Consider the following 20,341-nt stretch of genomic DNA (forward strand, 5'->3'; position numbering starts at 1 on the left):
ACCTCTTACCACCCATACCGAATCATCTCCCTTATCCTTATTTTAATTGATTTGGATAGGAAGACTCCAGTTTAATTAGGGGGCCTAGGAGCAAATGCACTAAATTGGAGTGTTATTAGCTTCATATGGAACTAATCAGACATCTATCCTGTACGTTATACAACATAGGTGGATAGGTTCGCGCAAAATTAACGTGTAGCCTGTAAAAGTACAAGATAGCACAAGTCGACTATGAACAAACCAGACTGCGCAAGGAGCGTTGAATTATCAGTAGTCCGACGATCAACAAAGAGGGACGCAAACACATCATGTGTTTGCGTCCCTCTTTGTTGTCCCACGGGTTTGGAATCCATTTAAAAGAGGAGGAAGCTATATGGATGAAAAACTAGATTATGCAGCACGCGAGCGGCTGCTTATTATTCATGCTGATGATTTTGGATTAACGCGAGGGGCTAATGAGGCGATCCTTCATTCCTTCCAGCGGGGGACGATAACATCGGCCTCCATCATGATGCCATGTGCTGCCGCAAGCGAAGCGGTCAGACTGAGCATCCAAAATCGGATAGACGATATTGGCATTCACCTGACTTTAACAAGCGATGAGAATCGTGCCTATCGTCCCGTATGCCAAAAATATGCCCTGCCAAGTCTAACGACATCCGAGGGCTGCTTCCATCAACGTTTATCCGACTTGGAACTCTGCGCCGACCCGGAGGAGGTTCGAATAGAATTGGAAGCGCAAATTCAACAGGCCGTTTCTTGGGGGCTGATACCTACGCATTTGGATAGTCATGCCGGAAGCCTGATGGGCTTAGCCTCAGGTCGTGATTTTCTGGAGATAACGATAGACCTATGTGAGCAATTTGAGCTGCCCCTCAACCTGCCGAAACGAATAGTTGAACAGGACTGTTTTGACCAAGCTCAGAAGCTGAGGTTTCAACAAAGGCTGGACTCGGCTAGCAGTCGCGGAGTTCTCTTGATAGACGATCTGGTTTCTCTGCCGTATTGCTTCCATCCGTTGGCAGATTACGAGCGTATGAAAGAACAGCTTGCGAGGATGATCAAAAGGCTGAAACCGGGGGTCACCCAACTAACAGTACATCCCTCCCTTTTAACGAAGGAACTAATGAACATAACAACTTGCTATCGAGAGAGAGAGCTGGAATTCCGCCTGTTAAATGATCCGGCTATTATAGATGGTTTCAAACGCGAGAGCATTCAATTAATAACCTGGAAAGACATGAGAGACAGACAAAGAAGGGTGTAGTGATGAATTGGAGAAAATAGTGAACAAGCTGGCGGAGAATGGTTACTGCGGGGCGTTTGTTCTTGAATATGGAGGCGCTGGCAGCGGTGAAGTCGAGCAAAACCGTCGTTATGACGGAGGAAACGGAATGGATCGGCGGTCAATTAACCAGCCAGGCGGTCCCGCCTGACGAGCATCCCTGGATCGAGTCTTTCGGCTACACCTAGGAGGCGGTACGGTCAGCCGCTTGTGTCATGAGCCACGCGCTGCGCTTGCCGTTTTGGAGCGCCGGCTTGCTCCTTATGTACATAGCGGGCAGCTGACGATTTTGCGCCGCCATGTTCCTAAGAGCGCCCGTTGCGATGGAGACGCCATCGTCTCGGTGACTACGTTACAGGTGCGGAAGCACATGAAGAAACCGGGGAGCCTCATGCAGCATTGAACAAAAGAACTACTTTTGAGACAGCCCCTTTTTTTATCCAAAAAGTTGGCGGCAAATCTTTCATACCGACAGCCACAGTGCGGAAATTCAATAATAGAATGACGGATACGTGAAAGAAAGAAAGTCTCCGGTATTCTATCATAATAAATAAGAACACAATTAACCAATCGAGATGGGGGTATTTCGCCGAATGACTATTGAAGCAGGCATTAATATTTTTTCCGTATACAGGGAGCTTGGTGAGGATTACTTTGGAACGCTGGAGAAGGTTGCTGCTGCAGGGTATGTGAATATTGAGCTTATTGGATTCAATATGAAGTCCTTTACACGATATATCGATGAAATTCCGATGGAAGCGGTTCGAGATAAGTTTCGTGAGCTTGGTCTAAATGCAGTAGCGGTTCATGAAGGCACGATGCCAGGGCAAGAATTGATTTCGCATGACTGGGATTCGCTTATGAAGTATTACGCGGGTATCGGTTGCCAACGAATCGTGCTCCCATCCGTGTGGATCAAAGATCGTGAGGATACGCTGAAAGCTGCGGAGCAAATGAACAGTATCGGCAAAAAAATGAAGGACGGCGGGTTCCAGTTCTATCTGCATAATCACGCGCATGAGTTTAAAACGGTCGGTGATCAAACGCTGTTCGACTTGATTTTGGAAAATACAGATCCTTCCTATGTGAAATTTGAAATCGATATGGCATGGGTCGTACGCGCTGGCATAGATCCGATTCATGTGTTAGAGAAGCTTGGCGATCGTTGTGATATTGTCCACCAGAAGGATATAAGCAATAATCTATCCGGCCAGCTCAATATTATGGAAGCTATGCAGCAAGGCAGCGAAGAAGGGCTTGAACCATTTCAAATCTATCAGAAGCATATTGGCCCTGGAGACTTTGTTGACCTTGGTACAGGCAGGTTTGATTTTGCAGCTGTGTATGAGCAAATCCGCGCAATGGGGCATGTCCGTTATGCGCTTGTGGAGAACGAGGGCGAGTCGGAAGACAAGTTTGGCAGCATTCGCAAGGATCTAACCGTGCTTCAACAATATGTATAGCCCATAAGGAGGAGAATATTCAATGAGCAAAGGAAAACTTAAAATCGGTATCATCGGCTGCGGCGGTATCGCGAACCAGAAGCATATGCCATCGTTAGCCAAGCTTTCACATATGGGGGAAATGGTTGCCTTCTGTGATGTTATTGAAGAGAAAGCGCAAAAGGCGGCACAGGATTTTGGAAGCGAGGGCGCTAAAGTTTATGTCGATTACAAAAAGCTGCTCGAAGACGAATCTATTGATGTTGTTCATGTATTAACACCGAACCTGCAGCATTCTTATATAACAGTTGATGCACTAGAAGCGGGCAAACATGTTATGTGTGAGAAGCCAATGGCGATCAACTCAATTGAAGCCAAAAAAATGGTAGATGCGGCTAAGCGGACTGGCAAGAAACTGACGATTGGCTATCAGAATAGATTTAGAAATGACTCTCAAATTTTGCATAAGGCATGCCGCGAAGGTGATTTAGGAGACATTTATATGACCAAAGCTCATGCCGTGCGCAGACGCGGAGTGCCGACATGGGGTGTCTTTCTGGATAAAGAGCAGCAGGGCGGCGGACCGTTAATCGATTTAGGCACGCATGCGCTGGACTTGGCATTATGGTTCATGGATAACTATAAGCCGAAATCGGTGAGCGGTTCTGTCTATCATAAAATGGCGGATAAGTTCGAAGGCAATATGATGGGGGCATGGGACCCGGAAAGATATGATGTAGAAGATTCGGCTTTCGGATTTATTAAAATGGAAAACGGCGCTACGATCTTCTTGGAGGCATCATGGATATTAAATACAACCGATGCTAAAGAGGCGATGACTACGCTTTGCGGGACAGAAGGCGGAGCAGAAATGAAAGCTAGCTCAACGTTTGGGAAAAGCGATGTCATCTTTAATAGCGCCAAACACGGACAGCTTGTAGAGACGAAACCTTCTTTTAGCGGGGGCATTGCTTACTTCGGCCCTGGGGCTGAGGATGATGGCGTGAAAGAGGCAAGACAATGGCTGGATAGTATTATTAATGATACCGAGCCTCTCGTAAAACCAGAGCAAGCTTATGTGGTCACGCAAATTTTAGAGGCGATCTATAAGTCGGCTGAAACGGGCAAAGTTGTAGAATTTGAATAAAGCTTCAATTAATTTAACGGAGTAACAATATAAAAAGGAGCCTTTCCATCAGTGGGAAGGTTTTTCCGCTAGTGAGAGGGAATACGTTAATGTCTGAATATGATAATCGTCCTAGGAGGCAGTAATGACATGAGTGATAATTGGACTGAAACAAAATTGGAAACGATTACATATGTAAAAAATGAAGGTGGCCCAACACTCGGATATTCAGCTAATTCAGGCGTAAATATTATAGTGGAAGATGGTTTTGCATTTAAAGACCTCAATAAGGATGGGAAGGTGGATAAATACGAGGACTGGCGCTTGCCGGCAGAAGAGCGAGCAAAGGATTTAGCCTCAAAAATGTCCATCGAGCAAATGGCTGGTTTGATGTTGTACAGCGCGCATCAGGCTGTTCCAGCTTCGCATGGCTTCTTCACCGCCTCTTATAATGGCAAGCCCTATTCGGAGAGCGGTGCGAAGCCGCATGATTTATCCGATGAACAAATAAAGTTTTTAACTAAAGACCATTTGCGGCATGTGCTCCTTACTTTTGTTGAAAGTCCGGAGATTGCTGCTCATTGGAACAATAAAGTACAAGCCTTGGCCGAAAGTACAGGTTTGGGCATTCCGGCGAATAACAGCAGCGATCCGCGCCATGGGTCCGATGCGAGCAAGGAATATAATGCAGGGGCGGGAGGCGCAATTTCCATGTGGCCCGAAACGCTAGGACTTGCAGCAGCTTTTGATCCTGAGCTTGTTCATCAATTTGGGGAGATCGCTGCTAAGGAATACAGGGCGCTTGGCATTGCAACCGCTCTTTCTCCCCAAATTGATATTGCGACCGATCCAAGGTGGTCGCGCTTCGACGGCACGTTCGGAGAGGATTCAAGACTGTCAGCCGATTTGGCAAAAGCCTACGTCGACGGGTTTCAGACCTCGTTTGAAGAAGAGTCTCCATCAGACGGCTGGGAATCAGGAAGCGTAAATGCGATGGTCAAGCATTGGCCGGGCGGCGGTTCTGGCGAAGGCGGCAGAGATGCTCATTTTGGATACGGCAAATTTGCAGTATATCCAGGCAACAACTTCGAGGAGCATCTGATCCCCTTCTTGGACGGCGCTTTCAAGCTCTCGGGGGGGACGGAGAAAGCATCGGCTATCATGCCTTATTATACGATTTCCTATAATCAAGATCAGGAGAATGGCGAGAATGTGGGCAACGCCTACAACGCTCACATCATCGGCAGCCTGCTTCGTGATAAATATGGCTACGATGGTGTTGTTTGCACGGACTGGGGAATTACGGACGATGAAGGCACTGATATTACACGGTTGTTTCCAGGAGGACGTGCATGGGGGGTTGAGGAAGGTTATACCGTTTCGGAGCGTCATTACAAAGCACTTATGGCCGGAGTAGATCAATTCGGAGGAAATAATGATGCGGGTCCTGTCATTGAAGCTTACCATATCGGTGTGGCAGAGCATGGTGAAGCCTATATGCGAGCAAGGTTTGAGCAGTCAGCGGTAAGGCTCTTGAAGAACATGTTCCGCGTCGGCTTATTCGAGAACCCGTATTGCGATCCAGAGCAAACTACTCGTATTGTCGGCAATGCTGAATTTATGACAGCAGGCTACGAAGCGCAGCTCAAATCACTCGTTTTGCTTAAAAACAAAGGAAACGTTCTCCCGATACAGAAATTAAAGACGGTCTATATTCCTAAACGCTACAGACCAGCAGGTACCAATTGGATTGGATTCCCGACTGCTGCATTTGATGGATATCCCGTCAATATGGATGTTATACAGAAATATTTCAAGGTAACGGGTGACCCGGAGACAGCTGATTTTGCAATGGTGTTCATTACGGGGGCAGATTCCGGCAGCGGATACAGCAAGGCAGATGCTGAAGCGGGTGGAAACGGCTATGTTCCGATAAGCTTGCAATACGCCCCTTATACCGCAGAGCATGCCAGGGAAATTAGTATAGCCGGCGATGAAAGAGATGTGTTAAACCGCTCCTATAAGGGGAAAACGGTAACGACCACAAATGTTTACGACTTGGAGGCTGTACTGAGAACGAAAGAGGTTATGAAAGGCAAGCCTGTCATTGTATCGCTTCAATTATCGAAGCCTTCTATCGTTGCAGAATTTGAAGCGGAGGCCGATGCAATCATTGCTGCATTTGGGGTACAGGATCAAGCGATTCTAGATATGATTACCGGTGAAGCAGAGCCTTCAGGGCTGCTGCCGATGCAGATGCCTGCGAATATGAAGACCGTTGAAGAGCAGCTGGAGGATGTTGCACACGATATGGAAGTACATGTTGATTCCGAGGGGAACGCCTATGATTTTGCATACGGCTTAAACTGGAGCGGGATTATCGTGGATGATAGGACGGAACGCTACGGCAAGAAAAAATAGTTTGATAAAGCGCGGCCGGGGATTAATCCCCGGCTAATAGTTGTATATAGCTCTATTTTTTATTTAAGAGGCAAATGGGGGCTTAGCAGAACTTGAAATTACTTAATCGTTCTCTCTTTAATTCGCTTCGATTCAAGCTGATAACAGGGCTTATGCTCATTATGATTCCGATGGTTTCCTTTCTTATTTATAACAATCTGTATTCCATTGATGTTGTTCGTAATCAAGTGGCGCAGTCCAACAGCAATATGCTTAATCTATACATGGGTTTGATTGATACGACGCTTGAGGATATAGATAGCTATATGCTCAAATTTATTGCGGAAGAATCCGGTTTGAATATTCTCGATAGTCTCCCTGAAGCAGATGTAGATTTATACAATTTGCAGCGAATTTGGCTATTTACAGAGTTAAGAGACAATGCGACTTATTATAAAGCATTGGACTATTTTTTTATTTATTCGCCCTTGAATCAGGATTTGTTGTTCGCGCCTAAGCTGACGGGCTCTGCTTATACCAACAATGATTTCATCAAGGAAGGAATTGTTGCGCGTCTGAACGATGAACAAGCGATGAAAAACTATCAGTACGATAAATGGTCTGTGCTGAATTTGAAAGAAAAAAATTATTTGCTGCATATGATTAAGGCTGGCAACCTGTACATTGGGGCAGGGGTAAATGTAGACGGAGTTATGGACCCGCTGGACTTTCTAGACCTTGGATCGGAAGGGAGGTCTCTGCTTGTTGATGAGAGCAATAGGCCGCTTCAGGACGAGGACTTTTTCGAAAAAAATAAAATCGATTTATCCTATATCTCTAAGACGTATCAGCTTTCCGGCGCAGACAACAATTACCTCGTCATGGGCGAAAAGTCAGGCAAAGGTGAATTTGGATTAGTAGCTGTCGTACCCGAACGAAATATTTTGGAGAAGCTTCCTTATCTGCAAAGAATCATTGTGCTTATTGCGACAGGCTCGATTCTCATTCTAGTGATTGCTCTGTATTTTCTGCGTAAAGTGGTCCTGCTGCCGATCAATCGAATTATCGTCGCCATGCGCAAAATCAAAGAAGGCTATATGGAGGCAAGAATACCGAATAAACCGACCTCCAATGAATTTGAGATGATGAACGAAACGTTCAACAGCATGGTTTGCGATATTCAACAATTAAAAATTGACGTATATGAGGAGCAATTGATTAATCAGAAAGCAGAGCTGAAACAGCTGCAGCTGCAAATTAACCCTCACTTTTTTTTGAATAGCTTAAACATCATCTATTACTTGGCGCAAGAGAAGAAGTACGAATTAATACAGGAGCTGTCCCTCTCCTTGATCCGCTATTTCAGGTTTATGTTCCGCAGCCAGACGGATTACGTGCTTCTGCAGGATGAGCTTAATCATAGTGAAAACTATTTGAAAATCCAGACCTTCCGCTTTCCCGGAAGCTTTACGTACGACATCGCTGTTGATGGCGAGCTGAAGGAATGTTATATTCCTCCGTTAATTATCCAGAGCTTTGCTGAGAATACGATAAAACACGCAATTAACACGGATGAACCGACTCATATTGCGATAACAATTGGAAGATGCGAATTGATGCCAGATGAGAGGCTGCGAATTCAAATTCATGATACAGGCCGGGGCTTCTCCGAGGAGGTCTTGCAGAAGCTGCAGCAGGAAATTAATTTAATGAATGAAGATGGGGAGCATATTGGCATTTGGAATGTAAGACGCAGATTACGGCTGTTATACGGGGACAAGGCGAGCATGGCTTTTTATAACGAAGATGGTGCAGCAGTTGAAATAACGATGCCTTTAACGAAAGAAATGAGGTCGTGAATATGTACCGTTTATTAATCGTTGATGATGAGATCTTTATCGCAAATGGCATTAAATCGAGTGTGAACTGGAGAGAGCTCGGCATTATAAGTGTCACTCTCGCACATAATCTTAGGCAAGCGAAGGAGGAATTTAGTCTTCAGCCGATTGATATGATGATTTGTGATATAGAAATGCCGCAGGGCAGCGGGCTGGAGCTCTTTGAATGGGTGCGTGAACAGTATCCCCAAACCGAATGTGTATTTCTAACCTGTCACGCTGATTTTCAATATGCGAAAAAAGCGCTTCAGCTTGGCAGCTTCGAGTATTTGTTAAAGCCCGTTCCGCATGATGAATTGAAGCTTGTGATGACGAAGCTAATCGAGAAAATCAGGAAGGAGCGGGAATCGGCTACGATGGTGGCCGAGCGTTTTTGGCAGGATGTACTAAAGCAAGCCATTCCGTCTAATCAGGATAAAATGCTGGAGGTTATCGGCAAGCAGAAGCTTCCGTACACGAGGCGTATGACATTTCTACCGGTTCTTATCAGTATCGAGCATTGGGAGAAATCATTAACCGCCCGTGATCTGCAAATTATGGAGTATGCGCTCCACAACGCCCTTGAGGAGGTCGTTATTCAGCGTGCTGCTAGTGCACAAATCGTCCGGATGAGCGCTGATTACATGCTCATTGTGTTTGCACAGGATGTTATGCAAACAGAAGATGGCAAGCTTTTTAGCAAAGAAATCAAAAGGCGCTGTCAGTCTTTTATAGAGATGAGCAATCATTATTTATATTGTCACGTGTCCTGCTATATAGGCAAATCGGCACAAGTCCATGAAGTGCGCGATATGGTTGAAGGGTTAATTGCTTTTAAAAAGAATCAAGTTAATATGGCAGACTGTGTGATGTTCATCGATGATCCAATAAAGAAGGAATCGCAGATTCCAATGCCGCCCATGAATGTATGGTCGGAGCTCATTAAGCAAGGGAATAAGAAAAAGGTACTCGATGAATCGCAGCAGTTTTTGGATTCATGGAAACGAATTGAGTGCTTAGGCGCCAAAAGGCTGCAGCAATTTTATCAAAGCTTTCTGCAAATGGTTCTGCATACGCTGCATGAGCAGGGGCTGCGCGCGGATGAAATCTTTTCGGATCATTTGACGCCAGAGCGTATTTTGTCAGCGACACGAAGCGTGACGAACCTTCAGAATTGGGTGCGGGATGTGCTTGAGAAGGCGCTTGTCCATATGGAAAAGCTGGATTCGACAGAGACGGTGGTCGAGAAGATCAAGCGCTACATTGCGCTTCACATCGATGAGGAGCTGTCCAGACAATATATCGCCGATTATATTGGTTTAAGCCCTGATTACATCGTTAAACTGTTTAAGAAAGAGACTGGGCTCTCCATATCCGATTATATTTTGAAAGAAAGAATCAATCTTGCCAAGGAGCTGCTCGCAAGAACCGATACTACGATTAGCAACGTCGCACTCGCGGTTGGCTTCTCGAATTTTTCGTATTTTTCTACGTTGTTTAAGAAAGAAGTATCGATGACACCCCAGTATTATCGCAAAGGCTGTCCGTCCAAATAAACGATGCCGTTAGAGGGTTAGAGACCCTCTAGCGGCATTTTTCTTTTCCCATTTATGATGTCGGAAACTCGAAAGCCGGATGTCGGATTATTAGTAGTGACTCTATTTTGTTTGCGCTACTATTAGTTAAGCAACATATTAAACGAAGCCAAAGGTGGTTGAGACCCGTGCAAGCAAATCCTGAGACGTTACCCTCCAATATGAAGCAGGTCTCATTGAAGACGAAGAAGAAAGCAGTATTCGCATCGGAGATGAGAAAAATTAAGAAATACCGTGCCCTCGTGCTGATGGCGCTGCCCGGCCTTTTGTACCTGCTGATTAACAACTATTTGCCGATGTTCGGAATCGTAATCGCATTTAAGGACATCAATTTTGCCAAAGGAATTATGGGCAGTGACTGGATTGGCTTTAAAAACTTTGAGTATTTGTTCAAAACAACGGACGCTTACATCATTACAAGAAATACGCTGCTTTATAATATTACCTTTATCCTGTTAAATACGGTGATTGCATTAGCGCTTGCGATAATGCTCAATGAAATTCGCAAACGTTTCTTATCAAGGCTGTATCAAACGCTAATCCTGCTTCCCTTTCTAATCTCGATGGTAATTGTCGGCTATTTGGTGCTCGGCTTCCTCGATGTTGAGAACGGATTCATGAACAAAACCTTGCTTCCGACGATGGGGCTTGATCCTATCTCTTGGTACAGTGAGACCAAGTATTGGCCATGGATTTTAACGCTCGTAAGCGTGTGGAAAGGCGTAGGCAATTTGTGCATCATTTATTTAGCAGCGATCATCGGCATTGATAACGAGTATTACGAGGCAGCAACGATCGACGGAGCTAACCGGTGGCAGCAAATTACGAAGATTACGCTTCCGCTCGTCTCGCCGGTTATTACGATTATGACTTTGCTCGCCATTGGACGCATATTCTACTCCGATTTCGGCTTATTCTTCCAAGTTCCGCTTAACACAGGCGCGCTGATGCCAGTTACGAATACGATTGATACCTATGTTTATCGAGCATTGATTAACCTCGGCGACATCGGGATGTCCTCGGCCGCAGGTTTGTACCAAGCATTGGTCGGTTTCATTTTGGTCATTTTATCGAATGCGGTCGTACGAAAATACAACAAAGACAACGCGTTGTTTTAGAAAGGGAGATATATTATGCAAGCATCGGGGAAGCTCTATCAATGGATCATAAACATCGTTATGCTAGTGTTCACTTTTTTCTGCATCATGCCGTTCTGGCTGCTGTTTTCCGCCTCTCTTACCGATGATATGGAGCTTGTTCGCAGCGGTTATGCGTTTTTCCCTGATAAAATAAGCTTCTCCGCATACCACTATTTGTGGAACAGCTCTTCTGACATTATAAGGGCATACAGCATTACGGTTTTAACGACTATAATTGGTACGACGCTTGGACTTACGCTTACTGCGATGGTCGCTTATCCGCTTTCGCGTATAGAAATGCCGTTTCGCAATACGCTCGCATTTTATGTATTTTTTACGATGTTGTTTAACGGAGGTCTTGTACCGACGTACTTGCTTTACACCAACTATTTTGATTTAAAAAATACGATGCTGGCCTTAATTATACCGGGCCTTTTGATGAACGGATTTTTTATCATATTGATGCGAACTTTTTTTGCAAGCTCGATTCCGACAGCGATTATTGAATCCGCCTATATCGACGGGGCAAGGGAATGGAAAATATTTTACCGGATCGTATTGCCGCTCTCGACGCCGGTGCTTGCTACAGTAGGATTGTTTTACACCATTTTATATTGGAATGACTGGTTTAATGGCTTAATCTATCTTACAGATAGTCATTATTATAGCCTTCAAAACCTTCTCAATCGGATATTGCTGGATGTACAGTTTTTACAATCTTCTACGCAGGCAGGCAGCCGTAATGCAGATATTGGAGCGAATATTCCGCTAGCGCCAATGCGGATGGCAATGGCCGCAATTGGGGTCATTCCACTGTTGATCGCCTATCCGTTTTTCCAAAAGTATTTTGTTAAAGGCCTGACGATTGGTGCTGTTAAAGGATAAATCTTTCATAGACGCTATAACGGCATGGATCATGCATTTATAGATAGAATCGGTTCATAAATAAAAATAGGGAGGTCACGGCAATGAGAAAAAACAAGTTTGTGGCAAAAACGCTTCTCTTAATCGTACTAGCTTTCGCAATGGTGATCAGTGCATGCGGCAATGGAGACAACAAGAGCACTAATGCAGGCAACGACGGAAAAACAGCAGAAGGAAAAAGCGGCAACAGCAGCGGGGAGCTTAAGCCTGTTGAGCTAGTTATGGTATTTCCGGTCGGGGGCGAGCCAAAGGATTTAAAGTTGGTGCAGGATGAAATCAACAAAATGACGAAAGCAAAAATCAATGCGACGGTAAAGCTGGTACCTATCGGCTTTGGCGCATGGGCTCAGCAGAAGACGCTAATGATGTCGGGAAATGAGCAGGTGGATTTGATCGTAAGCGGACTTGGAACCTACAGCCAAGATGTAGCTAAAGGGCAGCTGCTTGAGCTTGATGGATACTTGGCTGAGAATGGACAAGGGGTTACGGAAGCGCTAGACTCCCTTGATACTGCGTTCTTGAATGCGACGAGAATCGATGGAAAAATATACGCAGTACCAAGCATCAGGGATTTGGCAGCAGATTATGGCATCACGATGCGCAAGGATTTGGTTGAAAAATATAATATTGATACGGCCGCGATTAAATCTTTGGATGATTTGGACGTTGTATTCAAAACAATTAAAGATAATGAGCCGGATATGATTCCGACAGTTAAGTATGGAACATCTATTCTCGATATTTATGTTCTCAGCTACTTTGATAACTTAGGGGAAGGCTTTGGCGTGCTTCCAGGCTATGACAACGACCTGAAAGTCGTGAATATGTATGAGACGCCGGAATATGCAGAAATGCTGAACACAGTAAGAAGATGGAATCAAACAGGCTATATTGCCAAGGATGCAGCTACAAGCACTGAGACGCAATACAACCTAGTTAAATCCGGCAAGGCATTCTCTTTCATATCCCATATGAAGCCGGGTATTGAGACACAGGAATCAAGATCTACAGGCAAAGAGATGGTATCGGTACATTTCCGCCCTGCAGCAACAGCGACGTATAATATTACTTCCGTTATGTGGAGTATCGCAAGAAACTCGAAGGACCCAGAAAGAGCGATGATGCTGCTGAATATGATGTATACCGATAAAGACTTCATCAACCTGCTGGATTACGGGATTGAGAACAAGCATTACGTGAAGGTTTCCGACAATGTCATTGATTACCCGCAAGGCGTGGATGCAACAAGCTCAGGCTACAACCTGCAAATGGGCTGGATGTTTGGGAACCAATCGCTTTCGCACATTTGGAATGGCGATGATCCAGAGCTTTGGAATCAGCTGGCTGAGTTTAATAGAAACGCCGTCAAATCAAAAGCGCTTGGCTTTACTTTTAATGCAGATGCCGTCAAAACAGAAATTGCGGCAGTAACGAATGTGCAAAACCAGTACAAAATTGCACTGGAGACCGGAACGGTCGATCCTATTGCGAAGCTGCCTGAATTCAATAAACAGCTGAAAGCTGCGGGAATAGATAAAATTATCGCAGAGAAACAAAAACAGCTGGACGCTTGGGCGGCAGCTAAAAAATAGGAAGAAGCTGAATGGGGCTGCTCCGAAGTAGATCACTACTTTCGGAGCAGCCCTATTTTATTTATACAAGATTTAAATTATTCAACCTTCGCAGCTTTAAATTAAACTTAATTCCTTGTGGTTGTAAGGGTTAGAGCATTTTTATCGAGAGTAAGCATTGGTTTTGGCTGCTCAGAGCAGCCGCAGTGCTTCGTTGCTAGGGCAAGAGGTGATTTATCTTTTCTTGAATCATCCGGGCTTGCATGGCGTGCTTTTCGTCATTCGCTCAATTTGTCGGTGCTTCGGTAGCTTGCCGCGTTTACGTGAGCCAATCGTGATTTGCTATCCACGGGTTATGAAACCATTCAATTTATAACCTGGAAAGACATTCGTGCCCTACAAAGAAGGTTATAGCCGTCCTGTATTTAGTGAATGGAGAGATTATCGCATCAAGTTACCAAAAATGGTCATCGGTGTACCCTATTTATGCCGGGTGGCAGCTTTTACAATGGGGGTAAGCAGCAAGCAACAGCGTTGCCGGGAATAATGCGAGGCCATAACAGAGCATGGAGGGAGTTGCGGAATGAAGCTGTCACTTAGCATGTGGAGCATGCACAGAACCGTAAGAGAAAACGGATGGAAGGTGCTGGATTTTCTAGCCTTTTGTAAGGATGAAGGGATCGAGGATGTCGAGCTGCTGAATGTGTTCTGGAAGGACGTTCTGGAGGAACTGCCAAGCGTGCTGGCATTTGTGAGAGAGAATGGCATTAAGGTGTCCAGCTACGCGGTAGCCAATGATTTCGTCAAGGCGACCGAGGAGGAGCGGGCAGGTGCATTGAAGGAGATCACGGATGCCTACCCTATTGCGAAAGTGCTGGGAACGAACGTCATTCGCGTGTTCTCAGGCAATCTCAGTGATATAGCAACTTATGAAGAAGCGCTGGATTGGATCGTGGATGGGCTGAAAGAGGCTGCTGCGGGCGCTGAGAAGGAAGGTTTGGTTCTTTGTTTGGAGAATCATGGCAAGCTAGCGGGAAGCGGCGAGCAGGTCAAGACGATCATTGATCGTGTTGGTTCCCCAGCTGTGCAATCCACATTTGATACTGGCAATTTTCTGCTCGTGGATGAGCATCCGACAGCTGCGCTCCACACGCTGCTTCCTTATGTTGCTCATGTCCATTTCAAGGATTTTGAAATGCGTGAAGACGGGCGCTACAAGTCCCTTGGAGGGAAGTCTTTTGAAGGGATTCATTTGGGAGACGGTGCTGTTGAATTGGAGAAAATCGTGAACAAGCTAACGGAGAACGGCTACCGTGGAGCGTTTGTTCTTGAATATGAAGGCGTAGGCAGCGAGGCGGAAGGCATTCGGCGCAGCTATGAGTACTTTTTAACCATTATATAAGCCTAAAGGAGATAAGCGCATGGAACGAGAAGCAACGGCCGACATCGTAGTTGTCGGAGGAAGCACAGGAGGTGTAGCGGCGGCGCTGGCAGCGGCGAAGTCGGGCAAAACTGTCATTATGACGGAGGAGACGGCATGGATCGGCGGTCAATTAACCAGCCAAGCGGTTCCGCCTGATGAGCATCCTTGGATCGAGTCCTTCGGCTGTACCCAGAGCTATCGCCGCTTTCGCGAGGATATCCGTGCTTATTACCGGGATTTCTTTCCGCTGACGACAGCGGCGAGGGAGAATGAGCGGCTAAACCCAGGAGGCGGCACGGTCAGCCGTTTATGTCACGAGCCGCGTGCCGCGCTTGCCGTTCTGGAGCGACAGTTAGCACCTTATGTACATAGCGGACAGCTGACGATTTTGCGCCGCCATGTCCCGGTGAACGCCGAGTGCGATGGCGACGCCATCGTCTCGGTGACGGTTAAAAGCTTGGACAGCGGACATAACGTGCTGTTGAAGGCTCCTTATTTTCTTGACGCTACGGAATGCGGTGACTTGCTTCCGCTGGCCGGCGTGGAATACGTCACGGGTGCGGAAGCGCGCCAGAAAACCGGGGAGCCTCATGCCGTAGAAGGTGAGGCGCTGCCCCAAGATATGCAGGGCTTTACCTATTGCTTTGCCATCGATTATCGGGAAGGCGAGAATCATACGATTCCGAAGCCGGAGCTCTATGATTTCTGGAAGGAGTACAAGGCGGATTTCTGGCCGGATCGCCTGCTAAGCTGGACCGGCGTTAAGCCGGCAACGATGCAGCCGGTTCGTTACGGGCTGTTCCCTGGCGAAGGGGCGTTTTCACTGTTTAAATATCGTCAAATCGCTGAGATGGAGCACTACGTTGAAGGAACCTACAACAGTTCTATTTCGCTGGTCAATTGGCCGCAAAACGATTATTGGCTGGGCTCGATTATTGATGTGAAGCCGGAGGACAGGGAGCGTCACTTAAATGAGGCGAAGCAGCTTAGCTTGTCGCTGCTCTATTGGATGCAGACAGAGGCGCCTCGTCCGGATGGGGGAAAGGGTTACCCCGGGCTAAGGCTTCGTCCCGATGTGGTGGGGACAGAGGATGGGCTTGCCATGTATCCATACGTTCGGGAGTCGCGCCGGATCAAGGCGGAGTTTACGATTCTGGAGCAGCATGTTGCAACGGAATGCCGTCCTGACGGCAGAGCGGAGAATTTCGCGGATTCAGTGGGCATCGGCTGCTACCGCATTGATTTGCATCCCAGCACAGAGAACCAACCCTATATTGATATCTCGTCGCTGCCTTTCCAGATCCCTTTGGGCAGTCTCATTCCGGTGAGAGTGAACAATCTGCTTGCTGCTTGCAAAAATATCGGGACAACCCATATTACAAACGGCTGCTATCGGCTTCATCCGGTGGAATGGAATATTGGCGAGGCAGCAGGCTATTGTGCCAGCTTCTGCCTGGATCGCGGCTTGTCGCCTAGCGATGTCCGCTCTTCAGAGACAGAGCTTGCCGATTACCAGAAGCTTCTTGCCGCAGAGGGCATCGAGTTGCAGTGGCCTTCGCTGCGCGCAGTTTAAATTAAATGAACTAATGAGGTGAAAATCGCAATGAACAATCCTATTCGAATTGGCGTAATCGGAGCGGGCTCCATATCAGAAATGCATTTTGGCTCTTACAGCAAAAACGTGGATGCCGTGCTGGTCGCTGTCTGCGACTTGAAGGAAGAACGGGCGAAGGCCAAGGCAGAGAAATATGGCATTCCCCACGTTTACACCGACTACAACGAGCTGCTGGCGAGCCCAGATATTGATGCCGTCAGCATTTGTACTTGGAATAACACCCATGCAGAGATCAGCATCGCCGCTTTGAAGGCAGGCAAGCATGTGCTTTGCGAAAAGCCGCTCAGCAAAACGGTGGAAGAGGCGCTGGCGGTTGAAGCGGCTGTCAAGGAATCCGGCAAGACTCTGCAAGTAGGTTTTGTCCGCCGGTACGCCTCCAATACGCGGATTGTGAAATCTTTTATGGACAACGGTGAAATCGGACCGATTTATTATGCCAAAGCTTCCTGTATTCGCAAGCTAGGCAATCCTGGCGGCTGGTTCTCCGATGTAGAGCGCTCCGGAGGGGGGCCGCTGATTGATATCGGCGTTCACGTTATTGATCTTTGCTGGTATCTTATGGGCAAGCCCAAGGTGAAATCCATTAGCGGCAACACCTACAATCGATTGGGCAACCGCTCCAATGTGAAAAACTTGAAGTTCTATAAGGCAGCTGATTATAATGCGGCACTGAACACGGTTGAGGATATGGCCAATGCGCTGGTTCGCTTTGAGAACGGGGCGTCGCTGCTGGTCGATGTCAGCTTTACGCTGCATGCGAAGCAGGATGAGTTGACCGTAAAACTCTATGGCGAAAAAGGCGGGGTTGAGTTGGAGCCGGAGCTGACACTGATTACAGAGAAGCATGATACGATTTTGAATTCCACACCGCAAATTGACAATCTTTCGTTTGAGTTCTTGCAGGGCTTCCAGGACGAAATTAATTACTTTGTTGAAGTTTGCCAAGGGAAGAAAAAGACGATCAGCCCGGTGCAGGACGGCGTTGAAATGATGAAAATACTTTGCGGCGTGTACGAATCGGCCGCACTAGGCAAGGAAATCCATTTTGATTAAGGAAAGCGTGGAATCGGCATGTCTGTAAAAATCGGAAATCGCATAGGCGTCATAGTTGACAGCTTTGGCGTCGGCGTTAGGGAAGGGCTGAAGAAGGCGAAGGAGGTTGGTGCGGAGGGGGTGCAAATCTACGCGGTTTCAGGCGAGATGGACCCGGTTAATCTAAGCCCAGCCGACCGGAGGGAGCTAAAGGCTTATATCGCTTCGCTAGGGCTTGAGATCAGCGCGTTATGCGGTGACCTGGGCGGCCACGGCTTCCAAGATAAATCGGTTAACGAGGAAAAAGTGGAGAAATCTAAGCGAATTCTCGATTTGGCGCTGGACCTTGGTACGACAATCGTGACTACCCACATCGGAATTGTGCCGGAGAATCGAGATGGCGAAGTATTCGCTGTCATGCAGGAGGCTTGCCGCGAACTGAATGAATATGCCAGCAGCATGAAGGCTCATTTCGCTATTGAGACGGGGCCGGAGACGGCGGCACATTTGAAAGGTTTTCTGGATACATTGGGGGGCATAGGGGTAGCTGTTAACTTTGATCCTGCCAATATGGTCATGGTAACGGGCGATGATCCGGTGGAAGGCGTCCGGCTGCTCAGGGATTACGTCGTCCATACCCACGTCAAGGACGGCATTCGAAGCAAGGCAGTGGATCCGCGAATGGTATATGGTGCGCTTGGCTATGAACCGATGGATCATGCCAAAATTGCGGAGATGGTGAGCTCGGGACAATTTTTCCGCGAGCTGCCGCTCGGCGAAGGCGCTGTCGATTTCGACAGATACTTTACGGTGCTAAAGGAAATTGGATATAATGGCTATCTGACGATCGAACGCGAGGTCGGGGGCCAGCCGGAGAACGATATTCGCAAAGCGGTCCACTTTATTAAGGGCTACCGCTAGTTGAGGTTATTGATTTTAAGAATAGATTCGGAGCAAGGCGGTTGCTGAAGCGGCTATTAGAATAGGATAGGCTCCAAAGCCTGTAAAGTTCGAATAGCCGTAAGGGCAGCCGCTTCTATTTATTTTTGAATATAAAAAAGTAAATCCAATCGCCAAATTTTCTGTGTATTTCTCGGAATGAACCGGGTACGTCGCCATGGACGGCGTTATCCGTTTCACCTTCTTATTTATGGAACCGCTTTAATTTATGTAGGTATTTATAACATTAATTTAGTGGTTTTAATGAATTTCAATATATATCTCTCGTTGATATAACTCGTTATGTTATATTTAATGAAAGGGGAGCGGGTGGGAAAGAAATGGCTTTGTTGGAGGGGAGCCATAGTTTAGCGCTTGCCTGAACGAGAATTTAATAGGGAGAAATGCCTGAAGCATTCCGGAAAAGATGGAGGGGGAGCTATGGAGATCACAAGGTTCAACTGCCGTTGGATTGTTCGGATGATAGCGTTGTTGATGGTAGCTGCGACGGCCGCAGGCTGCAGCGATTGGGAGAGAGCAGGACAGCCGGTGACTGCTCCGCAGAGCCGCGTCGCGATTTCCATGGTCATAAACGATCTGGGCATGGAGTTTCCGGATGGTTCGGACGAAAATGATAATCCTTATATTAATTATATAAAGGAACGCACTGGATTGGATTTGCAGGTCAACATTCCCCCTCAAGAAGTTTACGAAGAGAAGCTGAATGTCATTATGGCTTCCGGAAATCTTCCAGATCTGATTCACACCTTTAACCCGGTTTGGTTTGACGAATATGTCAAAAAAGGGGCTTTTATGCCGCTTGACGATTATATCAACGAATTTGGACAAGACCTTAAGGAGCTCATTCCTGACGAGGCGTGGGACCGAATGCGCTATGACGGGAAAATTTACGGAATTCCCAGTTTGACAGATGTGCAAGGTATCGAGTTGATGTATGTGCGGAAGGATTGGCTTGATAATCTGGGACTGCAGCCGCCTAAGACGCTGGATGAATATGATAAAGTCATGCGTGCCTTTGCCAAGGAGGATCCCGACCGCAACGGTCTTAATGATACGATGGGCCTTATTCTGCTCGAGGACATGGGGCGGGCTGCGCCTTTTTTTGGCGCTTTTGGCGTTCAATTGAATTCTTGGGTGGCGCGTGGCGTAAAGCTGGTTAACGGGAGCACGCTGCCAGAGACCAAACAAGCGCTCTCTTTTCTGGCCAAGCTTTACCAAGAAGGTGTAGTTGATCCGGAATTCCCGCTTAATCGCAACAATGCCTTTATCGAAAAAATCGAGAACGGAAAGGTCGGCATGTTTTCCGCGACTTGGTATGATACGCGCGGACCCATCGCGGCAAGCAAAAAGAAAGATCCCAAGGCGGAATGGATTCCGCTGGAGTATCCCGTCGGACCGGAGGGGCAAAGCGGCGTATACAACAAGGATTTAATCCGTGGTTACAACGTGGTGCCTGTTGGCAAGAAACATCCCGAAGAAGTGGTAAAGCTGCTTAATTTCATCGTGGGAGAGGGCCGGGAGACGTTAAAGCTTGGTTTTGAAGGCGAGATTTGGTCGATGGAAAATGGGAAAATGGTCACCAATTTTGACGAGCATGACAAGCATTTGTACAGGGGCATCTACCAATCGCTGGTCGATGTGATTGATCCCGCCATGGCTAAGGCTCGCTTGGATTCGCTCGGCGATTTTCATTTATACGATAATTTGCAAATGATTGAACACAATTTAATAAAAAACGAATTTTACGGAATTCCGACACCGGCGATGAGCAAGTATGCCGGTCATTTAGCGGAGCTAGAGCGTATTTTTACGCAGATCGTGATGGGCATCGTTCCACTGGATTCGTTCGATACCTTTGTGGATGAGTGGTACCGCGAGGGCGGCGAAGAGGTTACCGCTGAGGTTAATCAATGGTACGAAGCCCGCTTGAGCGCCGGAGGGAGGAGATAAGC

Annotated in this window: 14 protein-coding genes and 1 pseudogene; all 15 read left to right on the forward strand. The window is 46.9% G+C overall.

Features of this window, described 5'->3' with window-relative positions; all coding sequences use genetic code 11:
• The first annotated feature begins 373 nt into the window (after window positions 1–373).
• The 15 genes and pseudogenes from FJQ58_RS13385 (at window position 374) to FJQ58_RS13455 (ending at window position 20,339) form a co-directional block, all read left to right on the forward strand.
• Window positions 374–1,267 carry a polysaccharide deacetylase family protein gene (locus FJQ58_RS13385; protein ID WP_139994170.1) on the forward strand — a complete coding sequence of 298 codons (894 nt, stop codon included), beginning with the start codon at window positions 374–376 and terminating at the stop codon, window positions 1,265–1,267.
• Window positions 1,268–1,305: 38 nt separating this feature from the next.
• Window positions 1,306–1,634, forward strand: a pseudogene (locus FJQ58_RS13390) (FAD-dependent oxidoreductase); the annotation flags it as partial.
• Between the two features lie 244 nt (window positions 1,635–1,878).
• Complete coding sequence (locus tag FJQ58_RS13395) at window positions 1,879–2,748, forward strand: sugar phosphate isomerase/epimerase family protein (RefSeq protein WP_162341494.1); 870 nt, start codon at window positions 1,879–1,881, stop codon at window positions 2,746–2,748.
• 22 nt (window positions 2,749–2,770) lie between these two features.
• Entirely contained in the window at window positions 2,771–3,874 is a 1,104-nt protein-coding gene (locus tag FJQ58_RS13400; protein ID WP_139994173.1) for a Gfo/Idh/MocA family protein, read from the forward strand.
• Window positions 3,875–4,003: 129 nt separating this feature from the next.
• On the forward strand, window positions 4,004–6,274 hold the full coding sequence (locus FJQ58_RS13405; RefSeq protein ID WP_139994175.1) for a glycoside hydrolase family 3 protein: 2,271 nt from the start codon (window positions 4,004–4,006) through the stop codon (window positions 6,272–6,274).
• 92 nt (window positions 6,275–6,366) lie between these two features.
• Entirely contained in the window at window positions 6,367–8,112 is a 1,746-nt protein-coding gene (locus FJQ58_RS13410; protein WP_238404032.1) for a sensor histidine kinase, read from the forward strand.
• Between the two features lie 2 nt (window positions 8,113–8,114).
• Window positions 8,115–9,686 carry a response regulator gene (locus FJQ58_RS13415; RefSeq protein WP_139994177.1) on the forward strand — a complete coding sequence of 524 codons (1,572 nt, stop codon included), beginning with the start codon at window positions 8,115–8,117 and terminating at the stop codon, window positions 9,684–9,686.
• Window positions 9,687–9,937: 251 nt separating this feature from the next.
• Window positions 9,938–10,843: an ABC transporter permease gene (locus FJQ58_RS13420; RefSeq protein WP_238404061.1), complete on the forward strand. Its 906-nt coding sequence runs from the start codon at window positions 9,938–9,940 to the stop codon at window positions 10,841–10,843.
• Between the two features lie 15 nt (window positions 10,844–10,858).
• Window positions 10,859–11,749 carry a carbohydrate ABC transporter permease gene (locus FJQ58_RS13425; protein WP_139994179.1) on the forward strand — a complete coding sequence of 297 codons (891 nt, stop codon included), beginning with the start codon at window positions 10,859–10,861 and terminating at the stop codon, window positions 11,747–11,749.
• 83 nt (window positions 11,750–11,832) lie between these two features.
• On the forward strand, window positions 11,833–13,380 hold the full coding sequence (locus tag FJQ58_RS13430) for an ABC transporter substrate-binding protein (protein ID WP_139994181.1): 1,548 nt from the start codon (window positions 11,833–11,835) through the stop codon (window positions 13,378–13,380).
• Window positions 13,381–13,942: 562 nt separating this feature from the next.
• Window positions 13,943–14,761 (forward strand): sugar phosphate isomerase/epimerase family protein, encoded by an 819-nt coding sequence (locus tag FJQ58_RS13435; protein ID WP_139994183.1) that lies wholly within the window; start codon window positions 13,943–13,945, stop codon window positions 14,759–14,761.
• A gap of 19 nt (window positions 14,762–14,780) precedes the next feature.
• Window positions 14,781–16,355 (forward strand): FAD-dependent oxidoreductase, encoded by a 1,575-nt coding sequence (locus FJQ58_RS13440; protein WP_139994185.1) that lies wholly within the window; start codon window positions 14,781–14,783, stop codon window positions 16,353–16,355.
• 30 nt (window positions 16,356–16,385) lie between these two features.
• Window positions 16,386–17,450, forward strand: coding sequence for a Gfo/Idh/MocA family protein (locus tag FJQ58_RS13445; protein ID WP_139994187.1), 1,065 nt, complete (start codon window positions 16,386–16,388; stop codon window positions 17,448–17,450).
• An 18-nt stretch (window positions 17,451–17,468) separates the two neighbouring features.
• On the forward strand, window positions 17,469–18,350 hold the full coding sequence (locus FJQ58_RS13450) for a sugar phosphate isomerase/epimerase family protein (RefSeq protein WP_139994189.1): 882 nt from the start codon (window positions 17,469–17,471) through the stop codon (window positions 18,348–18,350).
• 459 nt (window positions 18,351–18,809) lie between these two features.
• Complete coding sequence (locus FJQ58_RS13455) at window positions 18,810–20,339, forward strand: extracellular solute-binding protein (RefSeq protein WP_139994191.1); 1,530 nt, start codon at window positions 18,810–18,812, stop codon at window positions 20,337–20,339.
• Window positions 20,340–20,341 lie beyond the last annotated feature (2 nt).

Source organism: Paenibacillus paridis (genome assembly GCF_006345825.1).
GTDB classification, from domain to species: Bacteria; Bacillota; Bacilli; order Paenibacillales; family Paenibacillaceae; genus Pristimantibacillus; species Pristimantibacillus paridis.

What these genes read in the sequence shown, in the direction of transcription:
- FJQ58_RS13400 (WP_139994173.1), top strand. Translation starts at nt 2,771, where the DNA reads ATGAGCAAAGGAAAACTTAAAATCGGTATCATCGGCTGCGGCGGTATC.
- FJQ58_RS13385 (WP_139994170.1), top strand. Translation starts at nt 374, where the DNA reads ATGGATGAAAAACTAGATTATGCAGCACGCGAGCGGCTGCTTATTATT.
- FJQ58_RS13395 (WP_162341494.1), top strand. Translation starts at nt 1,879, where the DNA reads ATGACTATTGAAGCAGGCATTAATATTTTTTCCGTATACAGGGAGCTT.
- FJQ58_RS13415 (WP_139994177.1), top strand. Translation starts at nt 8,115, where the DNA reads ATGTACCGTTTATTAATCGTTGATGATGAGATCTTTATCGCAAATGGC.
- FJQ58_RS13440 (WP_139994185.1), top strand. Translation starts at nt 14,781, where the DNA reads ATGGAACGAGAAGCAACGGCCGACATCGTAGTTGTCGGAGGAAGCACA.
- FJQ58_RS13420 (WP_238404061.1), top strand. Translation starts at nt 9,938, where the DNA reads ATGAGAAAAATTAAGAAATACCGTGCCCTCGTGCTGATGGCGCTGCCC.
- FJQ58_RS13455 (WP_139994191.1), top strand. Translation starts at nt 18,810, where the DNA reads ATGGAGATCACAAGGTTCAACTGCCGTTGGATTGTTCGGATGATAGCG.
- FJQ58_RS13435 (WP_139994183.1), top strand. Translation starts at nt 13,943, where the DNA reads ATGAAGCTGTCACTTAGCATGTGGAGCATGCACAGAACCGTAAGAGAA.
- FJQ58_RS13450 (WP_139994189.1), top strand. Translation starts at nt 17,469, where the DNA reads ATGTCTGTAAAAATCGGAAATCGCATAGGCGTCATAGTTGACAGCTTT.
- FJQ58_RS13445 (WP_139994187.1), top strand. Translation starts at nt 16,386, where the DNA reads ATGAACAATCCTATTCGAATTGGCGTAATCGGAGCGGGCTCCATATCA.
- FJQ58_RS13405 (WP_139994175.1), top strand. Translation starts at nt 4,004, where the DNA reads ATGAGTGATAATTGGACTGAAACAAAATTGGAAACGATTACATATGTA.
- FJQ58_RS13430 (WP_139994181.1), top strand. Translation starts at nt 11,833, where the DNA reads ATGAGAAAAAACAAGTTTGTGGCAAAAACGCTTCTCTTAATCGTACTA.
- FJQ58_RS13425 (WP_139994179.1), top strand. Translation starts at nt 10,859, where the DNA reads ATGCAAGCATCGGGGAAGCTCTATCAATGGATCATAAACATCGTTATG.